This is a genomic window from Paracoccus sp. DMF (assembly GCF_004407025.1).
Lineage (GTDB): Bacteria > Pseudomonadota > Alphaproteobacteria > Rhodobacterales > Rhodobacteraceae > Paracoccus > Paracoccus aminovorans_B.
The window spans coordinates 1-16191 of sequence record NZ_SOKV02000008.1; the positions used below are offsets into that span (position 1 = coordinate 1).

At 63.8% G+C, this 16191-nt stretch carries 13 protein-coding genes; 7 read left to right on the forward strand and 6 right to left on the reverse strand.

Features of this window, described 5'->3' with window-relative positions; translation table 11 throughout:
- Positions 1-44 precede the first annotated feature (44 nt).
- Complete coding sequence (locus E3D03_RS06445) at positions 45-1184, forward strand: hypothetical protein (RefSeq protein WP_263566278.1); 1140 nt, start codon at positions 45-47, stop codon at positions 1182-1184.
- A complete protein-coding gene (locus tag E3D03_RS06450; protein WP_263566279.1) occupies positions 1174-2592 on the forward strand; it encodes a hypothetical protein in 1419 nt (472 codons plus the stop codon). The genes E3D03_RS06445 and E3D03_RS06450 overlap by 11 nt, the downstream gene beginning before the upstream one ends.
- Positions 2593-2747: 155 nt before the next feature.
- Here E3D03_RS06450 and E3D03_RS06455 read toward each other — a convergent pair whose 3' ends face one another.
- Genes E3D03_RS06455 through E3D03_RS06475 form a run of 5 tightly spaced genes read right to left on the reverse strand, consistent with a single transcriptional unit; the run spans position 2748 to position 7678 of the window.
- Positions 2748-3749 carry a dipeptidase gene (locus E3D03_RS06455; RefSeq protein WP_263566280.1) on the reverse strand — a complete coding sequence of 334 codons (1002 nt, stop codon included), beginning with the start codon at positions 3747-3749 and terminating at the stop codon, positions 2748-2750.
- An 18-nt stretch (positions 3750-3767) separates the two neighbouring features.
- Complete coding sequence (locus tag E3D03_RS06460; protein ID WP_150350655.1) at positions 3768-4838, reverse strand: ABC transporter ATP-binding protein; 1071 nt, start codon at positions 4836-4838, stop codon at positions 3768-3770.
- 11 nt (positions 4839-4849) lie between these two features.
- The gene (locus E3D03_RS06465) at positions 4850-5662 is read right to left on the reverse strand and encodes an ABC transporter permease (protein ID WP_263566281.1); all 813 of its coding nucleotides are present in this window, start codon (positions 5660-5662) and stop codon (positions 4850-4852) included.
- Positions 5662-6570, reverse strand: coding sequence for an ABC transporter permease (locus tag E3D03_RS06470; RefSeq protein WP_263566282.1), 909 nt, complete (start codon positions 6568-6570; stop codon positions 5662-5664). The genes E3D03_RS06465 and E3D03_RS06470 overlap by 1 nt, the downstream gene beginning before the upstream one ends.
- Before the next feature lie 43 nt (positions 6571-6613).
- Positions 6614-7678, reverse strand: coding sequence for a PotD/PotF family extracellular solute-binding protein (locus E3D03_RS06475; protein WP_263566283.1), 1065 nt, complete (start codon positions 7676-7678; stop codon positions 6614-6616).
- Between the two features lie 145 nt (positions 7679-7823).
- Between E3D03_RS06475 and E3D03_RS06480 the strand changes: the two genes are divergently transcribed.
- Entirely contained in the window at positions 7824-8732 is a 909-nt protein-coding gene (locus tag E3D03_RS06480) for a LysR family transcriptional regulator (protein ID WP_263566284.1), read from the forward strand.
- A 3-nt stretch (positions 8733-8735) separates the two neighbouring features.
- Here the strand turns inward: E3D03_RS06480 and E3D03_RS06485 are convergent, their stop codons facing one another.
- Complete coding sequence (locus E3D03_RS06485) at positions 8736-9632, reverse strand: LysR family transcriptional regulator (protein ID WP_263566285.1); 897 nt, start codon at positions 9630-9632, stop codon at positions 8736-8738.
- Between the two features lie 173 nt (positions 9633-9805).
- On the opposite strand from E3D03_RS06485, the gene E3D03_RS06490 reads away from it, so the two are divergent.
- The 4 genes from E3D03_RS06490 (at position 9806) to E3D03_RS06505 (ending at position 16064) form a co-directional block, all read left to right on the forward strand.
- Positions 9806-10528 carry an isochorismatase family protein gene (locus E3D03_RS06490; protein ID WP_028718944.1) on the forward strand — a complete coding sequence of 241 codons (723 nt, stop codon included), beginning with the start codon at positions 9806-9808 and terminating at the stop codon, positions 10526-10528.
- A gap of 86 nt (positions 10529-10614) precedes the next feature.
- Positions 10615-12690 carry a hydantoinase/oxoprolinase family protein gene (locus E3D03_RS06495; protein WP_263566286.1) on the forward strand — a complete coding sequence of 692 codons (2076 nt, stop codon included), beginning with the start codon at positions 10615-10617 and terminating at the stop codon, positions 12688-12690.
- A 1-nt stretch (position 12691) separates the two neighbouring features.
- On the forward strand, positions 12692-14473 hold the full coding sequence (locus tag E3D03_RS06500) for a hydantoinase B/oxoprolinase family protein (protein WP_263566287.1): 1782 nt from the start codon (positions 12692-12694) through the stop codon (positions 14471-14473).
- 91 nt (positions 14474-14564) lie between these two features.
- Entirely contained in the window at positions 14565-16064 is a 1500-nt protein-coding gene (locus E3D03_RS06505; protein WP_263566288.1) for an NCS1 family transporter, read from the forward strand.
- Positions 16065-16191: the final 127 nt, after the last annotated feature.

Consider the following 16191-nt stretch of genomic DNA (forward strand, 5'->3'; position numbering starts at 1 on the left):
AACTCCGGCTTTAGATGGTCCAAAATTGGTAGGAAGGGCAGACCTTGGCACGTCTGGCGGGCGAACTGCTCGAACAAAGCGGGGCGGGCTCCTATGACCCTATCGAGGAGGTCTGGACCGATCGCCTGGCACCTGAGACCCTTGCGGTCCGTCGGGCGGCCCTGCGCAAGTATCTGGGGGCCGCAGTCGCCCATGGCATCATCCCTTTCGATTGTAATGACCTGAAGCAGGCCTTCGATGCGGATGTCTTCTACAGGGTCGTCCGGGCGCTGAGCCGGGAGACGGCCCCGGCACGCCGGATCACGGCCCGAAGCCTGCGTCAGTATGTTGGCATCTGGATGATTCTGGGATCCAGGCTCGGGATGTCGGTCGACTTCATAAAGGACAGCCTCCGGCATAACGCGACTCTGAAGCAAGGGCGCGAAGAGCAAAAGACCATGCCGCGGGCGACCCGGGAGCTTTGCGCCGCGCTGCTGCGGGATCGGAGAAAGGAAATGATCTTCAGGTCGATGCACCTGCGCTTCCGGGAGAGGGCTGAGAGGCTGATTGCCGGCAAAGAGCAGGTGACCGGCTTTACGGAGGAGCAAGCCGTCCAGTTCGGCACCTTGGCCGCCTATTCGGCGATTGCCCTCTGGGGGCTGCCGTTGCGCATTGAGAACATGCGGAGCCTGCGGCATCTCGGTCCGCGTCCGAATCTCGTGTTGCCTCAGCGCGCACGTCAGAAGGCCAGGATTCAGATACCGAAAGAGGTGGTCAAAAACCGGATCGATATCAACGCGCATCTGGCTGAGGGGCCGACGCGCGGCCTGGAAGTGGTCGAATGGTATCTTGAGCATATCCGGCCTCGACTGCCTTGGGCGGACCGTTCGGAATACTTGTTTCCCGGCTATGCGGGTCAGAGGATTAGCGACAAATCGCTGCGAAATTGGCTCCAGAGCCATTCCCGCGACCTCGGCATTCCTATGTCACCGCATAACTTCAGGCATGGCTTGGCCTCGCTGTGGCTGCGCAGTCGTCCTGGCGATTACAGCGGCGCTGCCCGTCTGCTGTGCAACTCCCCGGCCACCGTCAGGGCGCATTACGCGTGGATCGATCACGACGCAGAAATGGTGAACGTCCAGACGGAATTGGCCAGACAGGCCGGGTTCCGGATCAGTGATGAGGAGGATCCCGATGGGCAGTAATATCCCGAGCACGGGGTGGGGACTGGCGCGGATTTGCGATATCTTTCAGGCGGAGCACTGGGGGAATCTCAATGCCGAGGATATCGTGCAGATGCTCCTCGACGGCCGGATCGCGTCTCATGAGCTTCATGCCCTGAACAAGTTTCTTACCCGGTATGCGGCCGGTCAGAACGGGGGTTCTAGGCTGCCGCTGTCTGATTTGTTGGACTCTTGGGGCATCGGCAAACTGCATAGCCTGCGCCGTGGCATGTGGGCGGTCTACGAGGGTCATCCGTTGCTGCGAGACCTGGACGCCCTGATCGCGGAGCGGGTTCAGCCGGCCACCACGAAGTATGCCAGCTACAAGACGCGGGCACGCCGCCTCTCTGTTCCGCCTGAGGAACTCCCGCATGGCTGGAAGATAGCGCTGGAAAGGATGGCGGATGGCATTCCGGGAGTGGCTTTGAACGATGGCCAGCGTCAGGCGCCCCCTTCAGCGCCGATGTTGGTGACCATGCGCACCAAGCTCTGTGAGTGCATCCTGGCGGCGCGAAAAGCCGGGGTGCCGGAGGAGATGAGTGTCCTGGCCACGACGGCCTATGAGAAATCTCTGCTCGGCAGGGAGCGGGCGCTGTCCCCGGTTACCATCAAATCCGCGATCCGCCAAGTGCGGGATTTCGCCCGGTATCTCGGTGCGCCTGATGATGTGCTGGCGCATCTCGCCGATAGGGTTCGGTATCACGAACGCCGGGCAAATGGATATACGCCCCTCAAGGAGGCCAAGGTTTTGGCTCTGCCGTCCTACAGGGAAATCTTCGGCATGGCCTTCGACCTTCTCGGAGAAGCCGACGAGACCAAAAATGCAAAGCAGGCCCAGTTCAAGCGCAACGCCGCCGTCGCCATGACCCTGTTCTGCCCGTTTCCACTGCGAATGGCAGATACTGCGATGTTCTTCGGCCGCGAGATCACTTGGGACGGGCAGATGTATCATTTCGACATTGCGTTGTCGAAGAGCAAGCGATCCTATACTGCACCGATCCTTCCGGTATTCGGGTTCTTCATCGACCAATTGATCTTGCAGGGCTCCGGCCCCGCACACCTCGCTGACTTGCGCGCGGAGTGTTTCCAGGTGAGGCGCCCATTGTTTGTCACCTATGAGGGGAGGGTTCCGCATCCGCGCTATGTTAGCCATCTCTGGAAGCAGGTTCTCGGCACGGGCAGCCATGCTGCGCGGACGAAACTCCACGATGAGTTCGGACGCTTGGGGTCGCGCGGCGTGGACCTTGCCATGAGGGCTTGCGGACAGCGCGGCGAGAAGACCGCCGAGGCATACCGCACCCGTGCCTTCCAGATGCTGGCTGTCGAGAAGGCTCATACGGATATGGTCGGGGAGATCACCGATGCCGAATGGCGGGAGTTTTTCAGCTGATCAGGCTTCCTGCAGGACCGTCTCTTAAACTCCCTGTGGCGCTATCGTAAAGCGGCCACGTCTAAGGTATGTCCACCGCCAGGGCCTCCTGGCGGCGAACCAATGTGCTGAGGGTCATTGTAATACAACAATGTGGGAATACAGCCAAGTTCGGCTCAAGCCCGCCAGACTTCGGCCAGCACGTCGACCCAGTTTCCGCCCATGATGCGCTCGATCCGCGTCTCGGGCCAGTTCCTGCGCTGCATGGCGGCGGTCAGCGCGCCGGTATGGCCGATCGAATCCAGGCCGGCCGGATTCTTGATCGTCCCAAGATCGGTCAGACGGCGGGCATAACCCTTGTCATGGCTGATCCAGTCGAAGAACTCCTGCCCGTGACCCTGGGTGAAGTCGGTGCCGTAGCCCACCCGCTCCTCGCCGCAGACATTGATGACGTATTCCATCGCATCGATATAGTCGTCGACCGTGGCATCGGTCCCACGCGCCATGAAGGGCGTGAACATGGTTACGCCCACGAAACCGCCGTGGTCGATGATGAAGCGCAACTCCTCGTCCGTCTTGTTGCGCGGATGCGCCTTCAGCCCGGCGGGCAAGCAATGGGAATAGGCGACCGGCTGGCGCGAGGCCAGGATCACGTCGCGGCTGCTTTGCGCGCCGACATGGGACAGATCGCACAGGATCCCCAGGCGGTTCATCTCGGCCACCACCTCATGGCCGAAATCCGACAGCCCGCCGTCCCTGGACTCATAGCAGCCCGTCGCGACAAGGTTCTGGGTGTTGTAGGCCATCTGGATGATGCCGACACCCAGATCCTTGAACAGCGACAGATAGCCGATCTGATCCTCGATGCCGGTGATGTTCTGCCAGCCCAGGATGATGCCGGTTTTGCCCTCGGCCTTGGCGCGGCGGATGTCGGCGGTGCTGTGCACTTGCAGGATCAGGTCGTCATTGTCGCGAAACCACTGCTTCCACTGCATGATGTTGCGCATCGTGCCGGTGAAACCCTCCCAGATGCAGCAGGTGCAGTTGGCGGCCGTGATGCCGCCCCGCCGCATGTCCTGGAAGATCGCGCGGTTGAAATCGGACACGATCAGCCCGTCCACGACAGTCAGCCGGGCATGCAGGACATCGGCCCCGGAAACGGGGGGCAGGTCGTTCATCGTCTTCTCCTGTTCGGTTCAGTGTTCGCTGACGATCACGCCGGCAGAGGGGGACCAGCACAGCCAGATGCGGCTGCCCTGCGGCACCGGCGTGGCGCCGCCCAGACCGGGTGCTGTGGTGCGCGCGGTCATGCGCAGGCCGGCCTCGGTCGCGATCTGGTATTCCACCGCCGCACCGTGAAAACTCATCACCTCGACCCGGCCCGCCAAGGCATTGACCCCTTCGTCGGGCGCCGTGGTCACAATCGCCACTACCTCGGGGCGCAGTGCCAGGCAGGCGGGGCCGGCGACGGGCGCTTGCCCTGCCAGGCGCAGGACCGGCCCCGCATCGGTCACGAAGCTGCCGTGATCGGCCGCCATGCGTCCGCGCAGCAGGTTCGGAATGCCGAGAAAGGCTGCGGCGAAGGCGGAACGCGGCTGAGTATACATCTGGTCGGGCGCGCCAACCTGTTCCACCCGGCCATTATACATCAGCACCATGCGGTCGGAGGTGCTCATCGCCTCGTCCTGGTCATGGGTGACGAAGACCGTGGTCAGACCCAGCGATTGTTGCAGTTGGCGGATCTCCAGCTTCATCTCCTGGCGCAGCGAGGCATCCAGGTTCGACAGCGGTTCATCCAGCAGCAGCACGTCGGGTTCGATCACCAGCGCCCGGGCCAGGGCCACGCGCTGCTGCTGGCCGCCCGACATCTGCTTGGGCAAGCGGTCGGCGTATTGGGACAGGCGCACCCGCGCCAGTGCCTCGCGCACGCGGCGGGCGGCGTCGGATTTGTTCACCTTGCGCATCTCCAGCCCGAAGGCCACGTTCTGCGCCACGGTCATGTGCGGGAACAGGGCATAGTTCTGGAACACGAAGCCCATGTTGCGCCGGTTTGGCGGCAGGCCGGTCACGTCGCGCCCGCCCACCGTAATCCGCCCCTTGGTCGCATCGACGAAGCCGCCGATCATGCGCAGGGTGGTGGTCTTGCCGCAGCCCGAAGGCCCAAGAAGCGCCACCAATTCGCCATCGGCGATGCGCAGCGTCATGTTTTCCACCGCGATGGCGGTGCCGTAATGCTTGGCGACATCCTGAAGAACGACGTCAGACATGGCTTATCCTTTCAGAAGGCGCGGCTGAGCTTCACGTAGCGGTCGGTGACGATCAGCAGGGCCGTCACCAGGGCGATCTGCACGGTGGCGACGGCGCCGATGGTCGGGTCGAAATTCCATTCCAGGTAGTTGATCAGCGCGATCTGCAAGGTCGTGCTGTTAGGTCCGACCAGGAACAGCGATTTTTCCAGATCGATGAAAGAGTTGATAAAGGCGAACAGCGACCCGGCGATCACGCCCGGTTTGATGACCGGCAGGGTGATGCGCCAGAATACCGTCAACGGTCCCGCCCCCAGGCTGCGCGCCGCCTCTTCGACGGAAGGGTTGACCGAGATCAGCGCTGTGGTGACCAGCCTGGTCATCCAGGGCAGCGCGATCAGTCCGTGGGCGACCAGCAGGCCTGCGCTGGTCCCGGCGATGCGCCAGCCGGTCAGGAACTCCACCTCCAGGAAGAACACGAACAGCGCGCTGCCGCCGACGATGCCGGGCACAATCATCGGCGACATCAGCACCGTATTGATCGCCTCGCGCCCCTTGAAGCGGGTCCGCGCCAGGGCAAAGCTGGTCGGCAGGCCCAGGACCAAGGCGATGCCGGTGGCGATCAGGCTGGTCCGGATGCTGAGGAAGAAGCCGTTGCGGAAATCCGACAGCTCCCATGCGCGCAGATACCAGTCCAGCGTATAGCCCTGCGGCGGAAAGGACAGGATCTTGTTGGAAAAGAAGCTCATCCAGACGATGAAGACCAAAGGCAGGGTGATGAAGCCGATGGCCAGCACGGCAAAGGCGGCGTAACCCCGGCGGATGGCGCGTGACTGTGCGGGCATCACTCGCTCCATTTCCGATAGCGGCGCTGGACCAGGACCGACACGCCCACTGTCAGGATCAGCGTCACGGCCATCAGGATGAAGGCCAGGGCCGCGCCGAAGGGCCAGTTCATCACCTTGGCGATCTGCTGATAGACGGTCGGCGCCATCATGTGGAATGTCGGCCCGCCGATCAGCACGGGCGTGGCATAGGCATTCATCGACAGGATGAAGCACAGGACGCTGCCCGCGAGGATGCCGGGCATCGCCAGCGGCAGCACGATCCGGCGCATCACCGTCAGGTGGCCCGCGCCCAGGCTCTGACCCGCGTCCTCGAGGTTCTGGTCGATGGATTCGAAGACACTATTCAGGGTGATGACCATGAACGGCAACAGGACCGAGACCAGGCCGATGGTGACCCCCGCCGAGGAATACATCAGCCCCAGCTGCCCGTCCCAGCCGAACAGGCGCAGAAAGGCCGCCAGCACGCCTTGGTCGTTCAGGATCAGCATCCAGGCCGATGTCCTGACCGCGTTCCCGATCAACAGCGGCACCAGGATCGCCAGCAGCAGCAGGCGCTTGGTGCCGGGCGCGACATGGCGTGCCAGGAAATAGGCCAGCGGAATTCCGGCGGCCAGGCAGATCGCCGTGGACAGGGCCGATATGCCGATCGTGCGCCACAGCACCTGTTGATAGAAAGCATCGCCGAAGAACTTGGTGTAATTCTCGGCCGTGACCGCGCTGATCATCAGCTCGGCCGGATCATAGCGGTTCAGGCTGTTGCGTAGCATCAGGGCCAGAGGTGCTAGCAGGCCAAGCGCCACGAAGATCATTGCCGGTGCGCTGAGCCAGGGGGCCCCCAGCCGCCGGGGCGTGCGGGCAGGGGTGGGCGGCGGGGCCGGATCTACTGCCATCTCGGTCATGCTCATGCAGGTTCTCTCATGCAAGGGCGGATTGGAGCAAGCGTGCGGTTCAGACGGCGAAGGACTTGTTCCACCATTCCAGCCAAGCGGCGGTGTTCTGCGCCACATAGTCGAAGTCGAGGAAACGCATCTTCGCCCGCTCCTCGGCCGAGAAATCGACAAGTTGGCGCAAGTCATCCGACAGCGCGGCCTTGGTGTTGGCGGGGGCATAGAAGCTGGCCTCGGCCAGGCCCGCCATGGCCTGCGGATCCAGCATGGCGTCCAGATAGGCATAACCCGCGTCGGGGTTGGCGGCGAACTGCGTCAGGCAGGCCCCGAAGGTCACGGCAATCGCGCCTTCCTCGGGATACTGGATAGCCAACGGCAGCCCGTCATGCGCCCATTGCAGCCCGCGTGCCTTGTAGTTCACGGCGATCTCGACCTCGCCGTTGGCCAGCCCGGCCTGCAACTGCTGGTGGGCGGCGTAAAGACGCGGCTTGCTGTCCGCGGCCAGACGTTCCAGGCGGGCCTTACCATCCTCGACACTGGTCATGTCACCCTTTTCGACCAGCCCGGCCATCATCATGTAGTTGAAGTAAAGCTGGTTGGTCAGTCCGACCTTGCCCGCCCATTTCGGATCCCAAAGCTCGGCATAGGATTTCGGCGGCTCGGATACTTTGGTGGTGTCATAGATGATGACCACGCCGCTATAGAGCCAAGGGACGAAATAGGGGCTTTGCAGTTCCGGGGCGGTATCGGCGTAATTCGGGATGCGCGCTGTATCCAGTTCGGCGACCACCCCCTGCTTCTGCAATTCGAAGGCGTCCGAGCTGTTGATATGGATCACGTCGGCCGAGGCGCGGCGGATGCGCTTTTCGCTGATCAGCTTGGCCTTGCGCTCGGGTTCGGTCCCCAGGTCGCGGACGATGCTGAAGCCCTTGTCTTTGAGCAGCGGCTTTTCGACGTAACGGACCGTGCGGTCGTTCCAGTCGCCGCCCCAGTTCGACACCACGACCGTGCCGCCGGCGGCCCAGCCCCGGTGCGGCGCGATGGCGGCTGCGGCCACGCCGCCGAGCAAAAGGCCCAGCGTGCCGCGGCGCGAAAGTCTTCCGGAATTGATGATACGGCTTGCCATGATGGCAATCTCCCTGTTGTATGGCGGGCTTCGTTGGCCCTGCGTCTTTTGGAGGTTTCGCAAACGATGCAGGACGATTCGCCATTTGTAAAATATCAATTTGCATTTTATTATTTCCTGTCAGTTATCAATGATGAGCCATGTCATGGGCTTGGAACTTCGCCATCTGCGCGCTTTTTCGGCAGTCGGAAACGAGCTGCATTTCGGCCGCGCGGCCGATGCGCTGCATATCGCGCAACCCGCCCTGACCAAGATCATCCAGCAGCTTGAGGCAGAGGTAGGCGTGCCCCTGCTATTGCGCACCACCCGCCGGGTGGAACTGACGGCAGCGGGGAAGGCCTTTCTGTCCGAGATCGCGACCGTGGAAAGCCAGATCGACCGCGCCATCAACAGCGCCCGTCATGCCGCGCGCGGCATCCGGGGCGAATTGCGAATCGCCTATACCGATTTCGCCATCAACGGTCACCTGCCCCATGTGCTGCGCGATTTCGCCAGCGCGCATCCCGACATCCGGCTGGACCTGATCTTCATGCCGACCACTCTCCAGCACGTCGCGCTGCTGCAGCAAAGCATCGACATCGGCTTCATGATCGGGCCTTTTGAGCACAAGACGACTCGGCAGATGATCTTTGACCAGGACGACTATGTCGCGCTGCTGCCCAGTTCCCACCCGCTTTGCGCCCAACCGTCCCTGACGCTGGCGCAATTGGCGGACGAGCCTTTCGTGTTGGGCACCGGCGACAACTGGGCCGCGTTCCGCAGCAGGCTGTTTGCGGAATGCCGCAGCCGGGGTTTCTTTCCGAACATCGTGCTGGAGGCGTCAAACAGCGAAGGCATCTTCGGGCTGGTGGTCGCAGGGGTGGGCGTCACGATCTATTCCAGCTGCGTCGGAAATCTGCCTCGCCTGGGCGTCGTTGTGCGCCCTCTGCGGGACGTGACGAACAAGCTGCCGGTCACGGCGGTCTGGGACCGCACGAACAGGTCCGAGGTGCTGGAAACCTTCCTGAGATTCCTGCGCGCCCAGGGCCGGAACAGCGTCCCGGCTCTTCCCTGAGCGCTAGTGGATCCCGGCCAGCTTGGCGACCTCCACGAATTCGCGGACTTGGCGCGACCGGTTCGAGCGTTTCCAAGCCAGGACGGTGCTGATGCGGAACTGCGGGTGGATGATCGGGCGCACCTCGACGCTGCGGCCCAGGAAACCGATCAGGCTTTCGGGATAGACGGTCACCCCCAGCCCGGCCGCGACCAAGCCCAGCAGGGCCAAGGTATTCGACGCCTCGATGGCGATGTTCAGCGATATGCCCTCGGCGCTGAACAGATTGGCCAGGCGCCAGCGGTATTCCTCCCATTCATGGGTATCGCCCAGGATAATGTCCTGGCTCGCCAGGTCCGCGGGCGTGACCACCGGCAGGCGCAGCAGCGCATGGTTGCGCGGCGTCACCACATAGAGCGGTTCGAGCGAGAGCGTCAGGCTGTGATAATCCGAGTGATCGAACGGCCCGATCATGTAGCCCAGGTCGATCTCGTCATTGGCCAGGGCGATCTTCTGGCCCTGGGTGCGGATATAGCGGATCTTCAGGTCGACCTCGGGATGCGCCTGTCGGAACCGCGCCACCGCGGCAGGCATCAATTCGGTGGCCGCGAAGGCCATATAGCCGACGTTCAGCGCGCCCAGCTTGCCCTCGGCGATGCGCCGGGCCAACTGGATCGACGATTCGTAGCCGCGCAGCAGGTCGGCGTTGTCGTCATAGAAGCTGCGCCCGGCCTGGGTCAGCCGGACCTCACGCGTGGTCCGCTCTAAAAGCCGAAAGCCTAGTGTAACTTCAAGCTTCTGGATGCGTCGGCTCAGCGCCGACTGGTCCAGATGCAGGCGCTCGGCGGCGCGGCGAAAGCTGAGTTCCTGGGCGAGGGTGATGAAGGAATGGACATTCTCGATGCCGGAATGATCGCTCATGAAACGGCGCCTTACAATTGATGCATCTGGTGCATGAATAATTGCTGACACGCCATTTCCCCCGGGTCAAGGAAACGCGGAATATGCCCCTCAGAGCGGCGGACGATGGATGCCGGCGGCTCGGATACCCGGCGCAGCGCTGCGCCTTTCTTACCCAGACAAGGATCTCGATCATGAGCGAAGTGGACACCAAGGAACTGGACCGCCTGCTGCAGGAAGCCTTCGACACCGCGACCAAACTTTACAAGGAGCGCGGCTTCCAGCGCCGCGTCGGCTTCGGAAAGCGTCCGGCCCTGGTCAGCGTCGATCTGGCGAATGCCTGGACCCGCCCGGGCAACCCCTTCACCTGCGACCAGGAGAAGATGGACAACGAGATCATCCCCGGCATGCAGAAGCTGCTGAAGGCGTTCCGCGCCGCCGGCCTGCCGGTCGTCCATGTCACCACGGCCTACGAGATCACCGACCGCAACGCCGATTTCACCGACATGGGCCTGTGGCACAACAAGATCCCGGTCGATGTGGTGGACATCAAGGACAAGGACCTGTGGGCCATCGACAGCCGCATCGCGCCCATTGACGGCGAATACACGCTGCTGAAAAAGCGCGCCTCGTCCTTTCACGGCACCGAGCTGGCGGGCATCCTGCGCGCGAACGGCGTGGATACCATCCTGGTCACCGGTGTGACCGCCTGCGCCTGCGTGCGCCAGACGATCTGCGACGGTATCGCGGACGGCTTCCGCACCATCGCGGTCAAGGAAGCCATCGGCGACCGTGTGCCGGGCGCGGTGGCCTGGAACCTGTTCGACATCGACGCCAAGTTCGGCGACGTCCACACCGTCGATGAATGCGTGGCCTATATCGACGGCCTCGGCGCCCAGAAGATGGCGGCGGAATAACCCCAACTGGCGCCGGTCCCTTGCGGCCGGCGCCTTTTTTCAGCGCCGCGAAGACGGGCGCGAGCCAACCAACAGAGAGGTGTCACATGGCCAGGATTGGCGTCGATGTGGGCGGGACGAATACCGATCTTGTCCTCGAATGCGCAAAGGGGGTCTTTTACCACAAGGTTCCGACCACGCTGAAGAACCAGTCGATCGGCGTGGTGCAGGGCGTCAGGGGCATCTGCGACCAGGCGGGGATCGACCCGTCCGAGGTCGAGACCATCGTCCACGGCACCACCACCGCGACGAACATCACCATCGAGCACAACGGCGCGGAATGCGGGATGATCACCACCCACGGCTTCCGCGATATCCTGCATATCGGGCGCCACAAGCGGCCCTATAACTTCAGCCTGCACTTCGACGTGCCCTGGCAAAGCCAGCCGCTGGTCAAGCGCCGCAACCGCATCGCCGTGCGCGAGCGCATCCTGCCGCCGACGGGCGAAATCGCCGAGCCGCTGGACGAACAGGCCGTGCGCGACGCCTGCGCGTTGTTTCGCAAGCGCGGCATCGGCTCGGTCGTGATCGGCTTCATGTTCAGTTTCCTGAACGACGCCCACGAGGCCCGCGCCAAGGAGATCGTGCTGGAAGAAATTCCCGGCGCCTATGTCACCATGTCGTCGGAACTGGCGCGGGTCATGCGGGAATACGAACGCTTCTCGACCGCCGCGATGAACTGCTATGTCGGCCCCAAGACCGCCTATTACCTTCGCGACCTGGATGCCCGCCTGCGCGAAGCGGGCGTGACCTCCAAACTGCGGATCATGCAGTCGAACGGCGGTGTCTCGACCGTGGAATCCTGCGCGCGGCGTCCGATCCGCATCCTGATGTCCGGCCCCGCCGGCGGCGTCATCGGCGGCGCGTCCGAAGGCCAGATGGCCGGCACGCCCAACATCATCACCGTCGACATCGGCGGCACCTCGGCCGACATCTCGACCATCCCCGGCGGCCAGCTGAAGATCATGAACCAGCGCGACACCTATGTCTCGGGCTATCCGGTGCTGACGCCAATGATCGATCTGGTGACCATCGGCGCGGGCGGCGGCTCGGTCGCCTTCATCGACGAAGCCGGCGGCTTCAACGTCGGCCCGCGTTCCGCCGGGTCCGAGCCGGGACCGGCCTGCTATGGCCGCGGTGGGGATGAGCCGACAGTGACCGATGCGCAGATCGTGCTGGGCCGTCTCGACCCGGACATGGCGCTTGGCGGCGACCTGCGGCTGGACGCGGACCTGGCCCGCAAGGCGGTCGAGGAAAAGATCGCCCAGCCCCTGGGCCTGTCGGTCAGGGACGCGGCGCTGGGGATCATCAGGATCATTAACAACAACATGGCGCTGGCGATCCGCTCGAACTCGGTGGCGCGCGGTATCGACCCGCGCGAATTTTCCATCATGCCCTTCGGCGGCGCGGGGCCGCTGCATGGCGTGGCCCTGGCCGAGGCGGTCAGCGCCCGCGACGTGGTCGTGCCGGTGGCGCCGGGCATCACCGCCGCCGTGGGCCTGCTGAAGACCGACCTGCAATATGAACATACAGAGGCAGGGATCCTGATCCTGAACTCGGCGAGCGACGCGGAACTCGCTCGCATCAACGGCCATGTCGAAAAGCTGCGCCAGTCCGTGCATGAGGAACTGGACGCGGACGGCATCGCGCGCGGGGCGCAGGATCTGAAGATCGTCGCCGAATGCCGCTATCAGGGCCAAGGCTTCGAGCTGCGTGCCGATTTCCCCGACGGGCCGCTGACGCAGGAGAACAAGCAGGTGATCATCGACAGCTTCCACGACGCGCATGAACAGGACTACGGCTATGCCTATCGCAAGGCCGAGGTGGAGCTGATCACGCTGCGGGTCATCGGCTCGGCCAGCGTGCGCCGGATCGAGATCCCCAAGGTGCAGCCCACCGACGGATCAACCATCGACCGGGCGCTGATGTTCGTGCGCCCGACCACCTTCGATTGCGGCCGGACGCTGGAAACGCCGCGCTACGACCGCACAAAACTTCTCGCGGGCGACCGCGTTCCGGGGCCGGCGATCCTGGTCCAGCACAATTCCACCACCCTGGTCCCGCCCGGCTATGTCGCCGAGACGCTGGATTACGGCAACACGCGCATCAGCAAGGGGGCGTGAGATGAACCAGATGAGCAAGATCACCGAGGTCGATCCGATCACGCTGCAAGTCGTCCGCGGCGCCTTCGAGACCATCGCGGAGGAAATGGGCCATGTGCTTTACCGCATGTCGTTTTCCTCGATCATCCGGGAAAGCCAGGATCTGGGCGCGGGCCTGTTCGACACCGATTTCAACACGCTCTGCGAGTCGGAATCGACGCCGATGCATATCGGCTCGATCCCCGGCTATCTGCGCGGCATCGCCGAAACGCTGGAGGATGGCGAATGGTATGAAGGCGACGCGGTCGTCCACAACCATCCCTATCACGGCTCGTCCCACACCCCCGACCTGGCCATCGTCGTGCCGGTCTTCTTCCAGGGCCGGCTGGTGGGCTTTGCCGGGAACACGGCGCACCATGTCGATATCGGCGCGGCGACGCCGGGCCTGATCATCGACGTGCCCGACGTCTATGCCGAAGGCATGCTGTTCGCGGGCACCAAGCTTTACCGCAAGGGCGAGCCGAACAACGCCATGTGGAACTACATCCGCCGCAATTCCCGTGCGGCCGGGCAGCTGGTCGCGGATATCGAGGCGCAGATCGCCTCGGCCCGGCTGGGCGCGCGCCGCTTCGTCGAACTGCTCGAGAAATATGGCGAGAAGACGGTCTTCGGCGCCGCCAATCAGCTGATGGATTACGCCGAGCGCATGACCCGCCAGCGCATCAGCGAAATCCCCGACGGCGACTACACGGCCGAGGGCTGGCTGGACGACGACGGCCGCAACCGCGACCAGCGCCTGAAGGTCAAGGTGACGGTCCGCGTGCGCGGGGACGAGGTCGAGGTGGACCTGACCGGCTCGGCCGACCAGACCCCCACCGCCTATAACGTGCCCTTCGAGGGCTCGACCAAGGTGGCGGCCTATGCCGGCTTCCGCAAGCTGCTGCTGGATGCCGCCACCTCTGACGCTCGGGTGCCGTCGAACGAGGGCTCGTTCCGCCCGATCAAGGTCACGGCGCCGCTTGGGTCGATCTTCAACCCCCGCGCCCCCGCTTCGGCCGAAGCCCGCTTTACCCAGTGCAACCGCATGATCGACCTGATCATCCACGCGCTGGCCCCGGTGATGCCGGAGCAGGTGATCGCGGGGTCGTCCGCCTCGATCAGCTTCGCGGCATATTCCGGCGTGCGGCCCTCGGGCGATTACTGGGTGTTTCTCGAGGTGAACGAGGGCGCCTATGGCGGGCGGCCGCGCAGCGACGGGCCGGACAGCATCGACAACCTGATGGCCAACACCCGCAACAACCCGCTGGAAGACCTGGCGATGCATATCCCGATGATCTGCGACCGCTACGAGCTGCGCGACGACGCGCCTCCGGGCGCAGGGGAGTTCCGGGGCGGCATCGGGGTCGTCAAGGCGCAGCGGGTGCTGACGCCGGCCTTCATCACCCACGAATCCGAACGCCATACCGATGCGCCCTGGGGCATCTTCGGCGGACAGGACGGCGCCGTGGGGCGCTGCACGATCAGCAACCCTTCCAAGCCCGGACAGGAGCAGGAGATGCATTCCAAGTTCTCGGGCCTGTCGGTCGGCGCCGATGACGTGATGACCTATTACAGCCCGAACGGCGGCGGCTACGGCAATCCGCTGAACCGCGCGCCCCGCAAGGTGCTCGAGGACGTGCTGGACGGGTTCTGCACCCTCAAGGACGCCCGCGAGGTCTATGGCGTCGCCATCGACCTCGAGGCCGAGACGGTGGACCTTGCCGCCACCGAAAAGCTGCGCCTCGCGATGCAGCGCCAGGACTGACCAAGGGGGCCGCATCGCGCGGCCCTTTCCATATCCGGAGAAGAACGGCCGCACGACGGCCGCATGAATCCAACACACAGGGATAAGCACAATGTCACTGACACAAGACGGGCTGGCCCCGGGGCGCGACCGCACCGCCCTGATCGAGGAAAGCATCCTGCCCACCCGAGCCAACCAGCGGCCCATCGGCATGCTGGGCTATGCCTGGATTTGGGTCGGCATCGCGGTCATAATCGCCACCTATTCGCTGGGCGCCACCGGCATCCAGGGCGGGTTCAGCTTGGGCGCGGTTGCGCTGACGATCCTGGTGGCGAACCTGGCCATCGGCGCGCTGATGCTGCTGACCGCCGATATCGGCACCGAGCACGGGCTGCCCTTCGCGGTCTATCTGCGCGCGCCCTTCGGATTGCACGGCACGCATCTGCCCGCCGTCTCGCGCGGGATCGTGGCGGCGATGTGGTTCGGCATCCAGACCTATTTGGGCGCGCTGGCATTGAACGGGATCGGCGAATACTACCTGGGCTTTTCCAACTGGTTCCTGTGGTATGCGCTTTTCGCCGCCTTGCAGGTCGCCAATACCATGCTGGGCATCAAGTCGGTCGAGCGGCTGGCCTCGCTGGCCGCCCCGGCGATCATCGCGATTTCCGCCTGGATGTATTTCACGCTGGACGGCATCGCCCAGACCAAGGGTCTGAACATCTGGACCTTTCGGTCCGAGGGGCAGGCCTCGCTGATCGTGCTGTTCATCGCCAACATGAGCTTCTGGTCAACGATGGCGATCGACATTCCGAATCTCACGCGTTTCGTGAAGACGCAACCCGGAACCCGCAGCTTCTTGCGTCGCAACCGCGCGATCTTTCTGGCGCAGCTGGTCGCACTGCCCGTAACGCAGGCGATGATTGCCGGGATCGGCGCGGTCTCATTCATTGCCACCGGCAACTGGAACCCGGTCGAGGTCATTCAGGGCGATGCGCAGGGCATCGCGCTGCTGGTCCTGCTGGTGCTGGTCGTGCTGGCCCAATGGTCGACGAACAACTCGGCCAACTTGATCCCGGCTGCGCTGACCTTCGTCAATCTGGCCCCGCGCGTCATCAATTACCGGATGGCCGTCGTCATAGCCGGAATTGTTGGAACGCTGTGCTTTCCCTGGCAGATCCTCGACAATCTTTTTGTCTTTCTAGGCTATTACGGCGCCTTTCTCTCGGCCATCGGCGGCATCATGGTCGCGGATTACTATGTGATCCGCCGACGTCGCCTGAACGTCCCGGCGCTTTACGACCCCGAGGGCCAGTATCGCTATGGCCGCGGCTTCAACCCGGCAGGGCTGATCGCCTGGGTGCTGGCGGGCGCCGTCGCGGCCTGGTGGTCGGTCTATGCCTTCGTGATCGGCTTCCCGCTGGGCTTTCTGCTGTATCTGGCGCTGATGCGCGGGCTGGTGCTGTCGCGCTTTGGCCAGGCCGAGCTGGCGTCGCGGGGATCGGACGACTATCTGGCCGCCTCGGTCGGCATGGACTGGGTGCATCTGGGCGGCGGGCGCTTTGCCCGCATGCCCTGTGGATCGGGTAACGCGGGCGATCGCGAAGACCTGTAGATGACGGGACGGCCGGTGGGGCAAGGCTTTCGGTCGGCTTCACCAACGCAGCACAGTCTTGGTCAGCGAGATGATGGACGCCTGCGATGAACACAGCCTGCTGCGCTTCTAGAAGCAGTTGGCCAGA

Excerpts from the sequence above, each read along its gene's own strand:
- E3D03_RS06450 (WP_263566279.1), top strand. The coding sequence starts at position 1,174 with ATGGGCAGTAATATCCCGAGCACGGGGTGGGGACTGGCGCGGATTTGC.
- E3D03_RS06455 (WP_263566280.1), bottom strand. The coding sequence starts at position 3,749 with ATGAACGACCTGCCCCCCGTTTCCGGGGCCGATGTCCTGCATGCCCGG.
- E3D03_RS06460 (WP_150350655.1), bottom strand. The coding sequence starts at position 4,838 with ATGTCTGACGTCGTTCTTCAGGATGTCGCCAAGCATTACGGCACCGCC.
- E3D03_RS06465 (WP_263566281.1), bottom strand. The coding sequence starts at position 5,662 with ATGCCCGCACAGTCACGCGCCATCCGCCGGGGTTACGCCGCCTTTGCC.
- E3D03_RS06470 (WP_263566282.1), bottom strand. The coding sequence starts at position 6,570 with ATGAGCATGACCGAGATGGCAGTAGATCCGGCCCCGCCGCCCACCCCT.
- E3D03_RS06475 (WP_263566283.1), bottom strand. The coding sequence starts at position 7,678 with ATGGCAAGCCGTATCATCAATTCCGGAAGACTTTCGCGCCGCGGCACG.
- E3D03_RS06480 (WP_263566284.1), top strand. The coding sequence starts at position 7,824 with ATGGGCTTGGAACTTCGCCATCTGCGCGCTTTTTCGGCAGTCGGAAAC.
- E3D03_RS06485 (WP_263566285.1), bottom strand. The coding sequence starts at position 9,632 with ATGAGCGATCATTCCGGCATCGAGAATGTCCATTCCTTCATCACCCTC.
- E3D03_RS06490 (WP_028718944.1), top strand. The coding sequence starts at position 9,806 with ATGAGCGAAGTGGACACCAAGGAACTGGACCGCCTGCTGCAGGAAGCC.
- E3D03_RS06495 (WP_263566286.1), top strand. The coding sequence starts at position 10,615 with ATGGCCAGGATTGGCGTCGATGTGGGCGGGACGAATACCGATCTTGTC.
- E3D03_RS06500 (WP_263566287.1), top strand. The coding sequence starts at position 12,692 with ATGAACCAGATGAGCAAGATCACCGAGGTCGATCCGATCACGCTGCAA.
- E3D03_RS06505 (WP_263566288.1), top strand. The coding sequence starts at position 14,565 with ATGTCACTGACACAAGACGGGCTGGCCCCGGGGCGCGACCGCACCGCC.